General features: G+C 62.9%; 15 protein-coding genes. 14 read left to right on the top strand and 1 reads right to left on the bottom strand.

The annotated features are described in order from the left end of the window. The first annotated feature begins 79 nt into the window (after positions 1-79). The 4 genes from NDI72_RS08550 to NDI72_RS08535 all read left to right on the top strand — a co-directional run bounded on the left by NDI72_RS08550 (position 80) and on the right by NDI72_RS08535 (position 7445). Positions 80-694 carry a TetR/AcrR family transcriptional regulator gene (locus NDI72_RS08550; protein WP_349632266.1) on the top strand — a complete coding sequence of 205 codons (615 nt, stop codon included), beginning with the start codon at positions 80-82 and terminating at the stop codon, positions 692-694. A 116-nt stretch (positions 695-810) separates the two neighbouring features. Next, complete coding sequence (locus NDI72_RS08545) at positions 811-1887, top strand: efflux RND transporter periplasmic adaptor subunit (protein ID WP_283800218.1); 1077 nt, start codon at positions 811-813, stop codon at positions 1885-1887. A 12-nt stretch (positions 1888-1899) separates the two neighbouring features. Beyond that, the gene (locus NDI72_RS08540; protein ID WP_224873369.1) at positions 1900-5043 is read left to right on the top strand and encodes an efflux RND transporter permease subunit; all 3144 of its coding nucleotides are present in this window, start codon (positions 1900-1902) and stop codon (positions 5041-5043) included. A gap of 263 nt (positions 5044-5306) precedes the next feature. Next, on the top strand, positions 5307-7445 hold the full coding sequence (locus tag NDI72_RS08535; protein ID WP_283800217.1) for a TonB-dependent receptor domain-containing protein: 2139 nt from the start codon (positions 5307-5309) through the stop codon (positions 7443-7445). A 101-nt stretch (positions 7446-7546) separates the two neighbouring features. On the opposite strand, the gene NDI72_RS08530 is transcribed toward NDI72_RS08535, so the two are convergent. Further along, positions 7547-7828: a DUF2218 domain-containing protein gene (locus NDI72_RS08530; protein ID WP_113154114.1), complete on the bottom strand. Its 282-nt coding sequence runs from the start codon at positions 7826-7828 to the stop codon at positions 7547-7549. Between the two features lie 175 nt (positions 7829-8003). Between NDI72_RS08530 and NDI72_RS08525 the strand changes: the two genes are divergently transcribed. The 10 genes from NDI72_RS08525 (at position 8004) to NDI72_RS08480 (ending at position 18113) form a co-directional block, all read left to right on the top strand. Then, positions 8004-8936 carry a siderophore ABC transporter substrate-binding protein gene (locus tag NDI72_RS08525; protein ID WP_283800216.1) on the top strand — a complete coding sequence of 311 codons (933 nt, stop codon included), beginning with the start codon at positions 8004-8006 and terminating at the stop codon, positions 8934-8936. Between the two features lie 25 nt (positions 8937-8961). Next, the gene (locus NDI72_RS08520; RefSeq protein WP_224924704.1) at positions 8962-9945 is read left to right on the top strand and encodes an ABC transporter permease; all 984 of its coding nucleotides are present in this window, start codon (positions 8962-8964) and stop codon (positions 9943-9945) included. After that, positions 9938-10906: an iron chelate uptake ABC transporter family permease subunit gene (locus NDI72_RS08515; protein ID WP_113154117.1), complete on the top strand. Its 969-nt coding sequence runs from the start codon at positions 9938-9940 to the stop codon at positions 10904-10906. Before NDI72_RS08520 ends, NDI72_RS08515 begins: the two co-directional genes overlap by 8 nt. Further along, entirely contained in the window at positions 10903-11661 is a 759-nt protein-coding gene (locus NDI72_RS08510) for an iron ABC transporter ATP-binding protein (RefSeq protein ID WP_283800215.1), read from the top strand. Before NDI72_RS08515 ends, NDI72_RS08510 begins: the two co-directional genes overlap by 4 nt. 272 nt (positions 11662-11933) lie before the next feature. Continuing rightward, the gene (locus NDI72_RS08505; RefSeq protein ID WP_283800214.1) at positions 11934-13445 is read left to right on the top strand and encodes a hypothetical protein; all 1512 of its coding nucleotides are present in this window, start codon (positions 11934-11936) and stop codon (positions 13443-13445) included. 71 nt (positions 13446-13516) lie between these two features. Next, complete coding sequence (locus NDI72_RS08500) at positions 13517-15061, top strand: multicopper oxidase family protein (protein ID WP_283800213.1); 1545 nt, start codon at positions 13517-13519, stop codon at positions 15059-15061. Next, positions 15042-15344 carry a c-type cytochrome gene (locus NDI72_RS08495; RefSeq protein ID WP_113154120.1) on the top strand — a complete coding sequence of 101 codons (303 nt, stop codon included), beginning with the start codon at positions 15042-15044 and terminating at the stop codon, positions 15342-15344. Before NDI72_RS08500 ends, NDI72_RS08495 begins: the two co-directional genes overlap by 20 nt. Then, on the top strand, positions 15326-16021 hold the full coding sequence (locus NDI72_RS08490; RefSeq protein ID WP_113154121.1) for a phytochelatin synthase family protein: 696 nt from the start codon (positions 15326-15328) through the stop codon (positions 16019-16021). Before NDI72_RS08495 ends, NDI72_RS08490 begins: the two co-directional genes overlap by 19 nt. A 50-nt stretch (positions 16022-16071) precedes the next feature. Further along, entirely contained in the window at positions 16072-16509 is a 438-nt protein-coding gene (locus tag NDI72_RS08485; protein WP_283800212.1) for a hypothetical protein, read from the top strand. Beyond that, positions 16506-18113: a GMC oxidoreductase gene (locus tag NDI72_RS08480; RefSeq protein WP_206544574.1), complete on the top strand. Its 1608-nt coding sequence runs from the start codon at positions 16506-16508 to the stop codon at positions 18111-18113. Before NDI72_RS08485 ends, NDI72_RS08480 begins: the two co-directional genes overlap by 4 nt. Positions 18114-18120: the final 7 nt, after the last annotated feature.

Here is an 18120-nt window from a genome sequence, read left to right as displayed (position 1 = left end):
GGCGGGACGTGGTAGAACGCGTTTCAACGCTTGACTCAATGAATAGTGATGATTATTGAAAATCATCAGGAATTAGATGATGAAGCCAGTTTCACGCACGCGCACAGATCCTGAAGAGACCCGCTCCCGCATTCTGGAGGTTGCGGAGAACTTCTTCCGAACCATCGGTTATCAGAAGACCTCGGTCGCTGATATCGCGGCGGAACTGCGCATGAGCCCGGCCAATATCTACCGGTTCTTCCCTTCCAAGGGCGCAATCAACGAGTCCATCTGCGGGCGCATCGTGGAAGAGGTGGCCGATATCGCCTTTACCATCGCGCGGACTGACGCGCCTGCGCCGGAGAAACTGACGAAGCTTCTGACCGCCATTCACGAGCACAACAAAGCGACCCTTATAAGGGAAAAACGCACGCACGATATGCTTTCGGCTGCGATGCACGAGAACTGGGCGACGATCAAGGACCATATCGAGCGCATGACCCTGATCATAGAAGGGGTCATTCGTGAGGGGGTCGCTTCCGGCGATTTCGACGTGGACGATCCTGCGGAAGCAGCGCGCTGCGTGAAGACGGCTTTCATGACATTCGTACATCCGCAGATGATCGAACACTGCATCCTGCATGGTGAAGACACCGAAGAGGGGCTGCGCGAGCAGCTTCGCTTTATTCTGAGAGGGCTGGGCAAGCGAAACTAGGGCGTTACCGGGAAACCGGGAGCCAAAGTCTGTTTCGTGCGCCTAAAGAGTGATGATTATTGAGAATCATCAGTTAACAACGTTTATAAGGTAAGGCTTTCATGCCCCGGGCGACGATGAAACGGACCGTTCTTTTGAGCGCAATGGCGCTGGCGCTTGTCGCCTGCCAGGATGAGGAAGTGGCCGAACGGCCAGACCCGGTGGTGCGCGTGGCGACGGTGCGCCTTGCGCCGCTTGCCGAGACCCGCACCTACACCGGAACCGTGATGCCGCGCACGGAAGTGGCCGAGGCGTTTCGCGTCGGCGGCAAGGTGGCGGCCCGGCTTGTGGATGTGGGCGACCGGGTGAAAGCAGGGCAGACGCTGGCGCAGCTCGACCCGGTGGATCTGAACCTGCAGCTTGAACAGCAGCGCGCCGCGCTGACAGCGGCGCAGGCGAGCCTCACCAAGGCGCAGTCCGATCTGGAGCGCGCCCGCACGCTGTTCAAGCGCGGGCATGTGACCGAGGCCGTGCTCGATGCGCAGTCGCTGGCCGTGGATGAGGCGCGCTCGCGCTTCGATCAGGCCGAACGCGCGGTTGCACTCGCCACCAACCAGATGGGCTATGCGGAACTGACGGCTTCTGCCGATGGCGTGGTGAGCGCCACGGGCGTCGAGGCCGGGCAGGTGGTCTCGCCCGGTCAGATGGTGGTGAGCGTTGCACGGCTGGACCAGAAGGAGGTCGTGGTTTCGATCCCGGAAAGCCGGCTCGCCGATCTGGAAGGCTCCACCGCCGAAGTGACCCTGTGGGCCGGCGACGGGCGCTATGCGGCGACGGTGCGCGAGATCGCGCCGGAGGCCAATGGCACGAGCCGAACCTATCCCGTGCGGTTTTCCGTGCCGGAGGCGGACGAGAATGTCCGGCTTGGCATGACCGCCACCGTTTCACTCACCAAAGGAGATCCGTCACCGGTTGCTCGCATACCGATGACGGCGGTTCTTGACGACGGCCGGGGCCCGGTCGTGTTCGTTGTCGATCCCCCCTCGCACGAACTCAAACGCCGGCCGGTCGTCGTCGAGGCCTACCAGACAGAGAACGCGATCATCGCCGAGGGGCTTGAAGACGGCGACAAGATCGTGACGCTCGGAGTGCAGAAGCTCCGCGACGGGGAGCGTGTCCGGCTCGCCGAAATCCAGTCCGCCAGCGCCGACTGACCGGGGGCTCAGATGCAACGCTTCAACCTTTCGCAGTGGGCCGTCACCCACCAGACGCTCGTTCTGTTTCTGATCATCGTCCTGTCGCTTGGCGGGGCCTATTCCTACGCGCGGCTTGGCCGGGCGGAAGACCCGAGCTTCACCATCAAGGTGATGGTGGTGAACGCGGTCTGGCCGGGCGCCACCGCCGAGGAAGTGCAGCGGCAGGTCGCCGATCCCATCGAAAAGACGCTTCAGGAAGTGCCTTATTTCGACAAGGTGCGCACCTATTCCAAGCCCGGCTCCACCTTCATGCAGGTGCAGCTTCAGGACACCACGCCACCGGGCGAGGTGGAGGAGCTCTGGTATCAGGTGCGCAAGCGGGTGGGCGACATTCGCGCGCAGCTGCCGCAAGGCGTTATCGGGCCGTTCTTCAACGACGAGTTCGGCGATGTGGACAGCGCGCTCTACATGCTGAGCGGCGAGGGCGCGACCATGCGCGACCTGAAGGACGCGGCGGAAGACATACGCCAGCGGCTTCTGCGTGTTCCCGATGTGGAGAAGGTGCGCTTCTACGGCGCGCAGGATGAGCGCATCTTCGTCGAGTTCTCGCATTCAAAGCTTGCGACGCTGGGCATCGACCCGCAGGTGATCTTCAATTCCATCGCTGCGCAGAACGCGGTGACGCCGGCAGGCGAGATCGAAACGGCCTCCGACCGGGTGTTCCTGCGTGTTGAAGGCGCGCTGAAGGGCGTGGACGCTGTGGCGTCGGTGCCAATTGCGGCGAACGGAACCGTGTTCCGGCTGGGTGACATTGCGGATGTGCGGCGCGGCTATGAAGACCCGCCGGCCTTCCTTGCCCGCCATGACGGGCATCAGGCGCTGGCCATTGGCGTCGTCATGGCCGAGGGCGCGAACATTCTGAAGCTTGGCGAAAACCTTGATGCGGCCATGAGCGAAATCAGGGCCGACATGCCGGTGGGGCTGGAACTGGAGATGATCGCCAACCAGCCCGAAGTGGTGCAGGATTCGGTCGGCGAGTTCATCAAGGTGTTTCTGGAAGCGCTGGCCGTGGTGCTGGCGGTGAGCTTCCTGTCGCTCGGCTGGCGCACGGGCATCGTTGTGGCGCTGGCCGTGCCGCTGGTTCTGGCCATCGTGATGATCGCGCTCGACATGCTGGGCATGAGCCTTGAACGCATCACGCTTGGCGCGCTCATCATCGCGCTTGGCCTGATGGTGGACGATGCGATCATCGCCGTCGAGATGATGGTGGTGAAGATGGAGCAGGGCTATGACCGGCTGAAGGCGGCGACCTTCGCCTGGACATCAACGGCCTTTCCCATGCTCACCGGAACGCTGGTGACGGCGGCGGGCTTTCTGCCTGTCGGGTTCGCCAAGTCGACGGCGGGCGAATATGCCGGCGGCATCTTCTGGGTGGTGACCATCGCGCTGGTGGCGTCGTGGTTCGTGGCGGTGATCTTCACGCCCTATATCGGCGTCAAGCTGTTGCCGGACTTCCACAAGCATGGTGGTGCGGTGGCCGAGGGCGGGCAGCATCACGACATCTACGACACGCGCCTCTACAATGCTTTGCGCCGGGTGGTGAACTGGTGCGTCTCCTGGCGCTGGGTGGTGATCGCCTCGGTGATCGGCCTTTTTGCGGCTTCCATCTGGACATTCGGTTTCGTGCAGCAGCAGTTCTTCCCGACCTCGCCGCGACCGGAGCTGATGGTGGAAATCCGTCTGCCGGAAGGCGCGCCGATCAAGGCGACGGAGGCCTCCGCCCGCACCATGGAAGCGGTGGTCGCGGCGGATGAAGAGGTTCTGACCTACGCCACCTATGTGGGCGCTGGCGCGCCGCGCTGGTTCCTCGCTTCCAATCCGGAGCTGCCGAAGCCGAACTTCGCGACCATCGAGATGTACACGAAGGACGCGGAAGCCCGCGACCGGGTGAAAGCGCGGTTGCAGGACTATATCGCAGACGGCGGTCTGCCGGAGGCGCGGGTGCGCGTGACCGAACTCGTGTTCGGCCCGCCGGTGGGCTTCCCCGTGCAGTTCCGCGTGGTTGGCCCCGATCCGCTGGAAGTGCGTCGCATCGCCTATGATGTGCGCGATGTGATGGCGCAGAACCCGAATGCGCTCGACCCCAATCTGGACTGGAACGAGCAGGCGAAGTCGATCCGGCTGGAAGTGGATCAGGACCGGGCGCGGGCACTTGGCCTGACCCCGCAGGACATTGGCCGCACGCTGCAGACGCTGCTTTCCGGCTACACGGTGACGGCGGTGCGCGACGGCATCGAGACCGTCAATGTCGTGGCGCGCGCGGTGGAAAGCGAACGGCTCGACGTGGCGCATCTGGGCGATCTGACGATTGCCACGCGCGGCGGCCAGCCGGTGCCGCTCTCGCAGGTGGCGAAGGTGGTCTATGGCCATGAGGAGCCGATCCTGTGGCGGCAGAACCGCGACATGATGATCACCGTGCGGGCCGATGTGCCGGCGGGCGTGCAGGCGCCGGATGTGTCGTCGCAGATCTGGCCGACGCTGCAGCCGCTGATCGAGGATCTGCCGGTCGGCTATCGCATCGAGCTTGGCGGGGCCATCGAGGAAAGCGCCAAGGCGAATGCGGCGCTGTTCGACGTGTTCCCGATCATGTTGCTGGCGATGCTGACGATCCTGATGATCCAGCTTCAGAGCTTCTCGCGCCTTGCTCTGGTCTTCGCGACAGCGCCGCTCGGCCTGATCGGGGCGACGCTGGGGCTTTTGATCTTCAACCAGCCCTTCGGCTTCGTTGCGCTGCTCGGCCTGATCGCGCTGGCCGGCATGATCATGCGCAACACGGTGATCCTGGTCGACCAGATCGGAGCGGACCTTGAAGCCGGCCATGCGGAATGGGACGCCATTATCGAGGCCACCGTGCGGCGCACGCGGCCCGTGGTTCTGACGGCGGCGGCCGCCATCTTCGCCATGGTGCCGCTCTCGACCAATGTGTTCTGGGGGCCGATGGCCTTCGCCATCATGGGCGGCCTGACGGTGGCGACCGTGCTGACCATTCTGTTCGTGCCGGCGCTCTATGCCGCCTTCTACCGCGTGAAGCGGCCGGAGGCGGGCGCACCTGCAAAAACGGATGCGGCCATGCAGGACAACGAACAGCTCGCGCTGCCACAGGCGGCCGAGTGAGCAGAGGCGGCGGGATTCAATTGCTCGCGTCCCGCCGCTTCTCCTTACCCCTTTTCGGGCGGGGTTCCGCCGCCCGTTTTTCCACAGCTTCATCGACCGGTTGCCGACCCCGCCTCGCGCATGGCCTGAAAAGGCTTTGTGCCGCTGGGGCATGTCTGCGCGGGGCAATCTGGAAGCGCTCTAAAAGATGAGTGTTGACATCATCTTTTAACGGGAGGTAAGTCGCCCGTATTTCAAGTATGTAATTTTATTGAGAATTCATAATGACTTATAGCTTTTTCGATGCGGTTCCGCGCAGCCCGGCGCGTGCCGGTTTGCGCGGCGCCGTTTCTTCTTCCGGTCGGCTTGCACTGGCTTTTCTGGGCTGCGTCGCCCTGCCGGTGGAGGGCGCGCTGGCACAGGCGGAAAACCAGAAGGTCACGCTTCTTGACACACTGGTCGTGACGGCGACCGGCTTCGAGCAGAGTGTGGTGGATGCGCCGGCGAGCATAACCGTGGTGCCGCGCGAGGCGCTGGAAAAGGGCGTTTACCGCGACCTGACCGACGCGCTTCGCCATGTGCAGGGCGTGGCGGTGACGGGGTCGCCGGGGCGGGAAGACATTTCCATCCGCGGTCTGCCGGGCGCATACACGCTGATCCTGGTGGATGGAAAGCGGCAGAACACGCGCGAGTCGCGCTCCAATGGCAATTCCGGTTTCGAGCAGAGCTTCCTGCCGCCGGTGTCCGCCATCGAGCGGATCGAGGTGGTGCGTGGCCCGATGTCGGCGCTCTACGGTTCCGATGCGATGGGCGGTGTCATCAATGTCATCACGCGCAGGGTGGCCGATAAGTGGACCGGGACGGTCTCGGTCGACGGAACGCTGCAGCAGCATACCGACCATGGCGATGCAGGGAATGCGTCGTTCTACGCCAGCGGGCCGGTGGTGCGCGACATGCTGGGCCTGCAGGTCTGGGGGCGGGGTCTCCTGCGCGGCGAAGACCGGATCAAGGGCGGCTTGCCGGAAAAGAAGGATCTCGATCTCAGCGGCCGGCTGACCTTCACCCCGAACGAGGATCATGAGCTGGTTCTTGATGCGGGCAGGACGCGGCTGTTGCGCGCGCACACCGAGGACAGAACCAGCACGCGCCGGGACAATTACGACCGGCTGGACCGCAGGCACTGGTCGCTGAGCCATACGGGGCGCTGGGACTGGACGACATCGGAGGTTTCCCTCTCGCAGGAATGGGCCGAGCGCACCCGCTTCATGCGCGATGAGGAGACCGGACTATATGCGGAAGATCCGCGCTCGCCGCTGGTTCGCAACACGGTTTTCGACGTGAAGACGACCACGCCGCTCGATTTTCACGGGGCGCATACGCTGGTGCTGGGCGGGCAGTATCTGGATGCGCTGCTGACCGACCAGAACCCTGGCCGCCGCACGGGGCGCGACGAGAAATTCGGCGTTTCGCAATGGGCGCTGTTTGCCGAGGACGAGTGGTGGATCACGCCGGATTTCGCGCTGACCGGCGGCATTCGCATGGACAATCACGGGATCTATGGCGCGCAGTTCAGCCCGCGCGCCTATGCGGTGTGGCATGCGACGCCGCAGCTGACGCTGAAGGGCGGTGTCTCGACGGGGTTCAAGGCTCCGGTCATTCGCGCGATTGCGCCGGGCTACGCCTATGTGACGGGCGGGCGCGGTTGCAGCTATGGACCGGACGGCACCTGTGGCGTGATCATCGGCAATCCGGATCTTGAAGCCGAGAAAAGCACCAGCATCGAGATCGGCGGTCTCTGGGACAGTCTCGGCGGCGTGCGACTGGGCGCGACCTATTTCCGCAACGACTTCAAGGACAAGATCAGCAATGCGATGATCTACAAGCCAGACGGGTCGAATGCCCGCTGGGACGAGGATCCGAATTACCGCCTCTGGCGCTTCTTCAACATCGGCCGGGCCATCACGCAGGGCGTGGAGCTGACGGGCGAATGGGATGTGCGTGACGATCTGATCCTGCGGGGCAGCTACACCTACACCCATTCGAAGCAGAAGACCGGCGATTATGCAGGCTTCCCGCTGATGCGCACGCCGCAGCATATGGCCAGCCTGCGGGCGGACTGGACCACGCCGGTCGAGGGGCTGAGCGCGTGGGGCGAGGTCAGCTATCACGGGTCGGAGGTGAATGCGGGCCTGCGTATCGGCTCCAAAGGCAAGCCGATCCTTTCAAGCGACGGTTCGAAAGTTCTGGCGCGCAAATACGATGCCTACACCACGGTCGATTTCGGAGCGAACTATGCGCTGAACGACAATGTGACCCTGAAGGCGGCGGTCTACAATGTGTTCGACAAGCGCATTGACGTGGGCGACATCAACACGGTTGTCGAAGGACGCCGTGTGTGGGTCGGCATGACCTCCACTTTCTGAGCCTCATGACCTTCTCGCTGACATCCAACGCTCCCGCCATCACCGCTTCGGTGGCGGGAGGGGCAAACCGTCATCTGCGGACTTTCAGGGCCCGAAAGCCGTCACACGTTCCAGGCGATCTGCGGCTTCTCACGCCATGCGAAGCGGGCCAGATGATCGTCGATCACGTGCTGGGCGCGGGCGAGTTCCTCGTCCGTTTTGGCGGCGCACTCGATCGTCAGCGAGGTTTCGTCGGCGCGCATGAGGCAGTCGCCGAAGGGGAAATCAACCTTGCCCTGCGAGGCGTCGTAATCGACCGAAACCTTGTGCGCGAAATGCTTGCAGAGCTGCTGCAGATATTTCGAGGCATGCTCGGTGGCGATGACGGCTTTGGATTGCAGCATGGGAAATCTCCAGAAAAGCGGCGGTTGAAACTGAGTGTTGGAATGTCCGCACAGAAAAGTTGATTGTAGAAATCATATTTGCTAACCGAAATCCAGACAAGGGCGTTGCCGACCGCGCAAAACGGAAACCGGCAGGTGGCGTCCACCCGTCATCCCTGACATTTGGAGCATGTCGATGATCACAAGAACGAACTCCCTGACCGCGCGCTTTCTGGCTTCGGCCATCGCGCTTGCGGCGTTCCTGCCGGGCTACGCCAATGCCGACGAAATCACCGTCAAACATGCGCAGGGCGAAACGGTTCTGCCGGACACGCCCAAGACGGTTCTGACCTTCGATTTCGCCACGCTCGACACGCTCGACACGCTGGGCGTCGACGTGGCCGGCGTGCCCAACGCGCTGCTTCCCGACTATCTGTCGAAATACAAGAGCGACGATTACGCCAAGGTCGGCTCGCTGTTCGAGCCGGACTTCGAGGTGGTGAATGCCGTCAGGCCCGACCTGATCATCGTCGCAGGCCGCTCGGCCAAGCAGTATGAGGCGCTTTCCAAGATTGCGCCGACCATCGACCTGACGGTCGCACAGGATGACTTCCTCAACAGCGCGGAAGACAATGCGCGCAAGCTGGGCGTGATCTTCGACCGTGAAGAGAAGGCCGAGGAACTGATCGAGAAGCTCAACACCTCCGTTGCAGCGCTGCGCGAGACGGCGAAGGATGCCGGCAAGGGCCTGATCATCCTCACCAATGGCGGCAAGGTTTCGGCCTATGGTCCGGGCTCGCGCTTCGGCTGGCTGCATGACGATCTCGGCGTGATCCCTGCTGTCGAGAATGTTCAGGAGGCGACCCATGGCGAGGCGGTTTCGTTCGAATTCCTCCTGAAGACAAATCCGGACTGGCTGTTCGTGGTGGACCGGGATTCGGCCATCGGCAGTGAAGGCCAGTCGGCAAAGCAGACGCTGGACAATGAACTCGTCGCAGCGACCACGGCCGCGAAGGAAGGCAATATCTACTATGCCGATTCCGTGCGCTGGTATCTGGTCGGCGGCGGCATGACTGCCCTCCAGGCAGAAGTCGACGCGCTCTCCAAGGCGCTCACACCAGTCGACTGACAAGGCTATGCAAGCTGCCGCCAGCATGCCCCAACGTATCTACCCCGCTGCCGGCCTCGTGCTGGCGGTGGGCGTGGTGATCGTTCTCGCTGCAATCAGCCTTTTCATCGGCGTGGCCGACATGCCGCTCGGCGATCTTTTGAGCGGTGACGGCAACGCACAGGCCATCCAGCTTCTGCTCGTCAGCCGCATTCCGCGCACCCTGGCGCTGGTGCTTTCGGGCATGGCGATGGGCGTTGCGGCGCTGATCATGCAGATGCTGTTTCGCAACCGTTTCGTTGAACCGACGACGACGGGCACGGTCGAGGCGGCGAGCCTTGGTCTTCTGGCGGTGGCGCTGTTCGCGCCCGGCCTGCCGATGCTTTCCAAGATGGCGGTGGCCTCGGTTTTCGCGCTGATCGCAACCTTCCTGTTCCTGCGGCTTGTGTCGAAGATCCCGGCAAGCTCCAGCCTGGTCGTGCCGCTTCTGGGCCTGATGTTCGGCGGCGTGATCAACGCCATGACGACCTTCGTCGCCTATCGCTACGATCTTCTGCAATCGCTTTCCGCCTGGACGAATGGTGACTTTTCAAGCGTCTTGCGGGGGCGCTACGAACTGTTGTGGATCGCGGGCGGGCTGGCGCTGCTTGCCTATGTGGCGGCGGACCGGTTCACGGTCGCCGGGCTTGGCGAAAGTTTTACGCGCAATCTCGGTCTGAACTACGGGCGCATCCTCGCCTTCGGCCTCGTCATCGTTTCCATGGTTTCGGCGACGGCAGTGGTGACGGCCGGTACGGTGCCGTTTCTGGGGCTGATCGTCGCCAATGTGGTGAGCATGACGGTGGGCGACAATCTGCGCCGTGCGCTGCCCTGGGTGGCGGTGTCGGGCGCGGGCTTCCTGCTTGCCTGCGACATTGTCGGCCGCACGCTGCGGTTTCCCTATGAGATCCCGGTGGGAACGGTGGCGGGTGTGCTCGGTTCGGGCATTTTCCTTTATCTCCTTTTGCGGCGGCGGGCGCGTTTTGGCTAAAAATCCGACATGGCGACGGCCCCGCGTGGCGCTTGTCGTTCTGGCGTTTGGCGCCATTGCGGCGGCACTGGCCTTCATGACCATTGGCGTGAAGGGCAACTGGGATTTCGTGCTGCCGTTTCGCAGCGCCAAGCTGCTCGGCCTCGTGCTGGTGGCCTATGCGGTGGCGACGGCGACGGTGCTGTTTCAGACGGTGACGCAGAACCGCATTCTGACGCCTGCGGTGATGGGCTTCGATTCCCTCTATGTGGCCCTGCAGACGGCGCTGGTGTTCTTTCTGGGCACGCGCGATCTCGCCAGCGTGGACATGCGGCTGCGTTTCGTTCTGGAGACGCTGCTCATGGTGGGCATGTCCATGGCGCTCTTCTACTGGCTGTTTCTCAGCCGCCAGCGCAGCCTGCATCTGGTGGTGCTTGCCGGTGTGGTGTGCGGTGTCTTCTTCCGCAGTCTGGCGCACATGATGCAGCGCATTCTCGACCCCAACGAGTTCATCGCGCTTCAGGACATGCTGTTCGCCAGCTTCAACAGCATCGACCAGCAATTGCTGGCGGTGTCGGCGGTGATCGTTCTGGCGACCGCCTTTGTGAGCCGGCGGCTTCTGACGAAGCTCGACGTGCTTGCGCTTGGCCGCGATGTGGCGATCAATCTGGGCATTGATTATCAGCGTGTGGTGCTGCTGCTGTTCGCCATGATCGCGGTTCTGGTTTCGGTCTCGACGGCGCTTGTCGGCCCGATCACCTTCTTCGGTCTGCTGGTCGCCAATCTCGCCTATCAGGCCGTGGGCACGGACCGGCACAAATACACGCTGCCGGCGGCGACCCTGCTTGCCATCATTGCGCTTGTGGGCGGGCAGACCGTGCTGGAGCGCGTGTTCGGTTTCGACACGGCGCTCAGCATCATCATCGAATTCACCGGCGGCATTGCCTTCATGCTGCTGCTTTATCGGAACCTCAGGCGATGATCGACATCCACAATCTCACCAAGACCTATGACGATGCGACGGTGGTTGACGATGTCAGCCTGTCGCTTCCCGAGAGCGGCATCACCGCGATTGTCGGCCCCAACGGGGCGGGCAAGTCGACGCTTCTTTCCATGGTTGCGCGCCTGATCGCGCCGACTTCGGGGCGGGTTCTGGTGGATGGTCTGGATGTGCAGGAAACGCCGGGCGCGGTGCTCGCCAAGCGGCTGGCGATCCTGAAGCAGAACAACCAGGTGGGCATGCGCCTGACGGTGAGCGAACTGGTGGCGTTTGGCCGGTTTCCGCATTCGGGCGGGCGGCCTACCGTGGAAGACGAGCGCCATATCGGCGAGGCGATTTCCTATCTGGGGCTCGACGCTCTGCGCGGGCGGTTTCTGGACGAACTTTCTGGCGGTCAGCGCCAGCGCGCCTTCGTGGCAATGGTTCTGGCGCAGGACACCAAATATGTGCTGCTGGACGAGCCGCTCAACAGCCTCGACATGAAACACGCGGCGGCGATGATGAAGCTGTTACGGCGCACGGCGGACGACCTTAAGAGGTCGATTACCGTGGTGATCCACGACATCAACTTCGCCTCGATCTATGCCGATCACGTGGTGGCGATGCGCGACGGACGCGTGGTGCTGCAGGGCGAGGCCGGTGACCTGATGCAGGAAGCGGTGCTTGAGGACATCTATGACACCGTCGTGCAGGTGCGCGAGGTGGAGGGGCATCTTCTGGGGCTGCATTATCTGTAGAGCCCGGCATCTGCAGAGCCTGCGGAGTGGAGAAACCGTTCAATTGCGGAATTTATTCTCAACTAACCGTCAAGGTTTGTGATAAACACTGGTGCAAAACTAACTTGTGAGGGGGCACAAGGCTTTTGGCGCACCAGAGGCAATCAAAACGCGTGGCTCGCGTTTTTTGCGATCAGGCGAGGGTCGCAAAAAGGGCTTTTTTCTTAGCGTTTATAAGTACTTCTCTTTCAGTTTCGGCCGTATCGGCCAATCCGAATTCCATTGATTTTGCGATGCAGTATCTGGCGGACCTGCGTGATTCGCCGGAATGCGCAGTTACGGTGGACGGGGAAGGGCGCTTCGACTTCGGGCCGGAGATAAGCAATCCGTCCATGAGCTGTCCGGATGCTTTCGCCTGGAAGATTTTCACCGAGGCGGTGCGCGGCGAATTCTGGTCGCGCTGGACGACCGATGTGCAGATGTGGCCGACCGCGCCATGGCCGGTGTGCGAGCCCGGCCAGACGGAAAACTGCTGCAGCACGGTCGAAGTTTCCAACAATCCCGATCCCGAACACTGCCCCGTGCGCCCCGACCCGGCGCTGGGCATGCCCGCACACACACCGCATGAGCCGAGCAAGGCGCATCAGGTGTCAATGGAGGATGCGGCCAAGACCGACCGGGATGGTGACGGCAGCATCGACTGGGATGACGTGCCGCCGGAACTCAAGACCGCAGTGATCGGCGCGGAGCAGGTGGAGCTGGTTTATCACAACCGGCCTATGACCGATTACATCTTCGCAAACGGGCTCTATCACACGGTCGGGCTTGGCCGGGTGTTTCAGACACGTGCGGGCGTCATGGAGCACTATGCGCCATACAATGGCGTGGCCGGCACGGGACCTCTCAGCCAGATCGACCTGCCGATCCGCTCGCTCATGCTCAAGGCGAACCTGCTCGACATCCGCAAGGCGAAAGAGCTGGGCATCGATCTTGAAAAGAACGCCGACTACATCACGCTCGATTTGCCGAAGGGCGGCAACACGCCGGAGACCGGCACTTATATCCTTCTGTCCTTTCACATCTCCTCGAAGGATCTGCCCAACTGGTTCTGGACCACATTCGAGCATGTGGACAATCAGGGCCGCTGCGACTGGATCGGCTGCAATGACAGTTTCGGTTATGTGGCGCGGGTGAGCGAGGGGCCGGCCGCGCGGGATGATCTGCCCGAACCGGCAGACAATTACGTGTCGCCGAACCAGCTGGAAATGGCGGACGGGGCCGTGGTGGCATTCGATCTTGCCCGGACCTATGACGCCGACAGCGAGATGCGCGACGGGCTGGCGGCGGTGTTCAGGACGCTCGGCATCGGAACCGGAGCGGCCAATGAGAGCGGCACGCCGAGGCCCGCCGATCCGGCCTGGCGCAACTATCGCCTCAAGGGCAGCCAGACGAATTTCGTGACGCCCACGGGCCGGCCGACGCAGCTCGGCAATTCGGTGACGGAAGCCGGCTTCACCAATTCCAGCTCCTGCATCAGCTGCCATGCGCGCGCATCGGTGACCGAGAAGGGGTTACCGAACTTATCGATCTTCGTGAGCGATCTGAGTGACGCCGGCCTGCCCAAAAGCACCAATGGCGTGCCGGCGCCGAGCTGGTTCACCACCAGCGCCTATTACGGTGTCGGCGACCAGGTTCTGGCGCCGGGGCTGGTGGCGGTTCAGACGGATTTCGTCTGGGGATTCCGCAATGCCTGCCCGATCGAGGTGGGCGCACAGGGCCCGCACCGCTGCGCAAAGAAAGACTGAATGCGGCGCGCGGTCTGCGCGCTGGCGGCAAGAAACATACGAACTGATTGAAGCAAGGCAGGATGTTGCACATGCAGATGAACCGGCGTGCCCTCCTTTTCGGTTCCACGGCTCTGGCGACCGTGGCGGCGCTGGCCGTGTTGCGGCCGGACCATGCGGCAGTGGCCGAGGGCAAGGACGACCCGCGGCTCGTGCCGGCGCGCTCGCCGCTCGGCATGGAAGGCGATCTGAAGAACCCGCGCGAGATCCACTCCATCGACGGGCGTTTCCAGACGGACCTGACGATGAAGATCACCCGGCAGGATCTGCCTTATGCGAGCGCGGAGCTCAGGCTTTATGAAGGGGAGATCCCGGGACCGACCTTTCGCGTGTCGCCGGGCGACGAGATGGAGATCGCCCTTCACAACCGGATGCCGCCCAACCGCGACCACGACCCGGTGACCAACACGCCGAACCAGTTCAACTCGACCAATCTGCATTTCCACGGTTTCCATGTGAGCCCCAAGGGCAACAGCGACAACGTCTATCTGCAGATCAATCCGGGCGAGAGCTTCAATTATCTGGTTCAGCTTCCGGAGGATCATCCGGCGGGCAATTACTGGTATCACCCGCACAGGCATGGCTCTGTGGCGGTGCAGGTGGCTTCAGGCTGCGGCGGCATGATGATCGTGCGCGGCACGCTGGATGATGTGCCGGAGGTGGCTGAAGCCATCGAGCGCGTGATGGTGTTCCAGTGCCCGGTGGTGGATCCGACAAGCGGCGAGCTCGACAGCTTTGACACGATCTGGAACCTGGATTCGGAACGCTACTGGCTGGTGAATGGCGAATATCAGCCGCGCATCTACATGCGCGAAGGCGAGGTGCAGCACTGGCGCTGGCTGAATGCGGGCGACGAGCAGTTCCTGCCGATGACGCTGGACGGTCTGGACCTGTTCGAGATCGGTTTCGACGGCAACCCTTATGATTTCGCGCGGAAAACCGACCGCATCTTCATCGCGCCGGGCAACAGGTCGAACGTGATGGTGCGCGCGCGGAAAGTGGGCGTCTACGAGCTGATCCGCCGTGCCTTCTCGCAGGGCAAGACGGCGCTTCCGGAAGTGCGCATGGCGCAGGTCGTGGTGCTGCCGGCGGATACGGACCGGATCGGACCGGACGTGAAGATGGGCACGCGCATTCCCGAGGAAGAGCTGCCCGACAACAAGATCCTGACCGACATCACCGATGAGGAAATCTCAAAACGCCAGCAGATCGTGCTCGGCGTGACCGACACGCCCGGCATGTACAAGGACACGGTGTTCACGCTCAACGGAAAGCCGTTCGATCCCTCGCGCGACGACATCGTGGCCAGTCTGGGGACGGCGGAAGAGTGGGAGTTCGTCAACACGACCCCGTTCCCGCACCCGATCCATGTGCATGTGAACCCGATGCAGGTGACGCACATCAATGGCGAGGAGCTGGATTACAAGCACTGGCAGGACACGATTGCCGTGCCGGCTGCGGGGTCGGCCACGGTGCGCATGCGCTTCACCGAGTTCGACGGCCGCTTCGTCATGCACTGCCATATCCTTCCACACGAAGACCTGGGGATGATGCTCAATGTCAATATCAAGGCTTAGCCTCGCAGCACTGCTCCTGATGCCGTTTGCTGCCCAGGCGCAGGACAACGCCGTTCCGAAACAGGCGTCGGGCTGCGTCTCGTGTCATTCGGCGGATGGAAATCCGCTGGTGGAAGGGGTGCCGATCCTTTCGGGCCAGCGGTCCGACTATCTGGAGGCCGCCCTCAAGGCCTATCGCGAGGGCCGCCGCACCGGCGGGCCGGCCGATGTGATGCGCTTCTACACCAAGGAACTGAGCGACGAGGACATCAAGGAGATTTCGGAATGGTTCGCACAAAACTGATCGCGCTGGCCGTTGCCGCGCTCTGCGCAACGCCGACACTTGCCGCTGAAGACCTCCTCTACCTGACGAGCGAGCAGGGCGAGGAGCGCCTGCTCGACGCCGACCTCAACCGCGACTATTTCAGCCTCGCCACCTATGTGGAGAGCGAGCAGATCCTGACCTTCTGCGGGCCGGCGACCGTGGCGGCGGTGGCCAATGCGCTGGGCATTCCGCGGCCTTCGCCCGACCGGCTCTATCCGTGGACGCTGTTCACGCAGGACACGCTGTTCAACGAGGCCAACCAGAAACTGAAACCCTATGCGATGGTGGAGCATGAGGGGCTGACGCTGGCCGAACTCGACACGTTCATCGAGAACACGGGGCTTGCGGCGGAACATCATTTTGCCGACGAGACATCCGTTGATGAACTGCGCACGGCGATCCGGGAAACGCTTGAGGACCGCGATGCGCGCTTCATCGCAAACTATTCGCGCAAGGCGCTGCCCCAGGAAGGGGACGGGCACATTTCGCCCATCGGCGCCTATGACGAGGAGACCGACAGCGTTCTGATCCTTGATGTGGCGAAATACAAATATCCGCCGGTCTGGATCAGCGTCGAGAAGCTGCATGCGGCGATGATGATGGTGGACGAGGGGTCCAACCGCTCGCGCGGTTTCGTCAAGGTGTCGGTCCAGTGACGGGGCCGCGCCTTTCCCGCCGCGCCTTCCTCGTCGGAAGCTGCTGCGCCATGGCGCTTACGCCCGTGGCGCCCGTGGCGCCCGTGGCGCAGGCGGCGCGTCTGGGCTCCGCCTATGACGATACGGTCTGGGAGGGGCTGGTCTCGGCCATTGCTGGCCCGGTGAAGACGCCGCAGATCCTGCGCGATGCGCTGAAGCGCGATTTCACCAAGACGTTCGGCGTGCCGGCGCGGCAGGATCTGATGACCCATTTCGGCCGCGCGGGCATCGCCACGGTGCTTGATGCGCAGGAGGGGGACCGGGAAGAGCAGGTGCGCTGGATCGCCGCCTATCTGTTCACCGGCTCGGCCGACCCCGCCGACAAGGACGCGCCGATGATCAATTATCCATACGCGCTGGGATGGAAGTCGCTGAGCTTTGCCAAAGCGCCGGGCCTGTGCTCGGGGCCGGAGTTCGGCTACTGGCTCAATCCCTGGGAGGCAGCATGAGCGACCTGCACGCCGATATCGTGATCGTCGGGTCCGGCATGGCGGGGGCGCATCTTTCGCGCAGCCTCGCTGAAGCGGGACGCGACGTTCTTGTTCTGGAAGCCGGCGACAGCAAGCCGCGTTCGGAATATCTCGCCGATTTCTACGCCAATCCGGTGAAGGGTCCGCAGGCCCCCTATCCAAGCCAGGACTGGGCGCCGCACCCGACCGATACGGATTACGACGCGTTTTACGATCAGGCGGGGCCGGTGCGCTTCGTCGGTGCGTATCTGCGCATCTATGGCGGCACGACGTGGCACTGGACGGGCTTTGCCGACCGGTTGCGGCCCAATGACTTCAAGAGCGCCACGCTTTATGGCCGGGGCGCGGACTGGCCGATCACCTATGACGAGCTGATCCCCTATTACGAGCAGGCGGAAGCGCGCTGGGGTGTTTCGGGCGACCCGGACTTCACATGGGGCGCGCCGCGCAAGCCGGGCGAAGGCTACACGATGCCGCCCATTCCCGCCTCCTATATGGATTTACAGATTCAGAAGGCGCTGGATCAGATGGGGCTCACCTCCAAGCGCTTCTCGCATGCGCGCAACTCGGTGATCTTCGACAACCGGCCAGCCTGCTGCGGCAACAATACCTGCGTGCCGATCTGCCCCATCGGGGCGAAATACGACGCCTCGTTCGACATGGACAAGGCGGTGGCGGCTGGCGCACGCATTGAACTGCGCGCGCTTGTGACCTTCATTGAAATCGGGGCCGACCAGAAGGTCGTGTCGCTGACGATCCGCCGCCCGGACGGCGCGACGCAGAAGGTGACCGGCAATATCTTCGTTCTGGGCGGGCACGCCATCGAGAACCCGCGCCTCATGCTGAATTCCAAGCAGGAAACTGCGCCTGACGGGGTTGGCAACGCGCATGACCAGGTCGGGCGTTACCTCCTGTCGCAGTACAATATCGACGTGTCCGGCACGGTGACGGATCCGGTCTATCCCTATCGCGGGCCGCAGCAGACCTCCGGCATCATCGAGTATCGCGACGGCGATTTCCGCAAGGAATATGCGGCCTTCGGCACGTCGTTCATGAACAATGGCTGGAGCGGCAATTCGGATGCAGAGAAGCTCTCGCGTGATCTGATCGGCAAGGGCATGCGCGGGGCGGAGCTGGTCAACACGCTCAACGCGCAGATTTCGCGCCATGTGCGGCTCAACTCCTCGGCGGAAACGCTGGGCGTGCCGGAGAACCGCGTTACGCTTTCCGACAAGATGGACACGTCCGGCGTGCCGCGCCCGCGCATCAACTTCACGGTCGATGATTACACGCAGGCTGGCATCACCGTGGCGCGGGAGGTGAACCAGAAGGTGCTCGGCCTGATGGGGGCGAAGGACATCAAGGAAGATACGCCCTATCTCTCCAACGCCATCATCGCCGGCACCACACGCATGGGAACCGACCCGAAGCGTTCGGTCGTGGGGCCGGATCTGAAGGCGCACCAGCACCCGAACCTCTATATTCTCGGCACCTCGACCCATGTGAGCGCGCCGGTCAACGCGCCGTCGCTGACCATCGCCGCCATGGGCATCCGGCTGGCCGAGCACCTTAACAAGGGCTGAAACCTGC

The sequence above is a fragment of the Nitratireductor sp. GZWM139 genome, assembly GCF_030068685.1.
GTDB lineage: Bacteria > Pseudomonadota > Alphaproteobacteria > Rhizobiales > Rhizobiaceae > Nitratireductor > Nitratireductor aquimarinus.
This window is presented reverse-complemented; position numbering and strand designations above follow the sequence as displayed.

Excerpts from the sequence above, each read along its gene's own strand:
- NDI72_RS08485 (WP_283800212.1), top strand. The coding sequence starts at position 16,072 with ATGGCGCTTACGCCCGTGGCGCCCGTGGCGCCCGTGGCGCAGGCGGCG.
- NDI72_RS08490 (WP_113154121.1), top strand. The coding sequence starts at position 15,326 with ATGGTTCGCACAAAACTGATCGCGCTGGCCGTTGCCGCGCTCTGCGCA.
- NDI72_RS08525 (WP_283800216.1), top strand. The coding sequence starts at position 8,004 with ATGATCACAAGAACGAACTCCCTGACCGCGCGCTTTCTGGCTTCGGCC.
- NDI72_RS08530 (WP_113154114.1), bottom strand. The coding sequence starts at position 7,828 with ATGCTGCAATCCAAAGCCGTCATCGCCACCGAGCATGCCTCGAAATAT.
- NDI72_RS08505 (WP_283800214.1), top strand. The coding sequence starts at position 11,934 with ATGCAGTATCTGGCGGACCTGCGTGATTCGCCGGAATGCGCAGTTACG.
- NDI72_RS08550 (WP_349632266.1), top strand. The coding sequence starts at position 80 with ATGAAGCCAGTTTCACGCACGCGCACAGATCCTGAAGAGACCCGCTCC.
- NDI72_RS08535 (WP_283800217.1), top strand. The coding sequence starts at position 5,307 with ATGACTTATAGCTTTTTCGATGCGGTTCCGCGCAGCCCGGCGCGTGCC.
- NDI72_RS08540 (WP_224873369.1), top strand. The coding sequence starts at position 1,900 with ATGCAACGCTTCAACCTTTCGCAGTGGGCCGTCACCCACCAGACGCTC.
- NDI72_RS08520 (WP_224924704.1), top strand. The coding sequence starts at position 8,962 with ATGCCCCAACGTATCTACCCCGCTGCCGGCCTCGTGCTGGCGGTGGGC.
- NDI72_RS08510 (WP_283800215.1), top strand. The coding sequence starts at position 10,903 with ATGATCGACATCCACAATCTCACCAAGACCTATGACGATGCGACGGTG.
- NDI72_RS08500 (WP_283800213.1), top strand. The coding sequence starts at position 13,517 with ATGCAGATGAACCGGCGTGCCCTCCTTTTCGGTTCCACGGCTCTGGCG.
- NDI72_RS08545 (WP_283800218.1), top strand. The coding sequence starts at position 811 with ATGAAACGGACCGTTCTTTTGAGCGCAATGGCGCTGGCGCTTGTCGCC.
- NDI72_RS08480 (WP_206544574.1), top strand. The coding sequence starts at position 16,506 with ATGAGCGACCTGCACGCCGATATCGTGATCGTCGGGTCCGGCATGGCG.
- NDI72_RS08495 (WP_113154120.1), top strand. The coding sequence starts at position 15,042 with ATGTCAATATCAAGGCTTAGCCTCGCAGCACTGCTCCTGATGCCGTTT.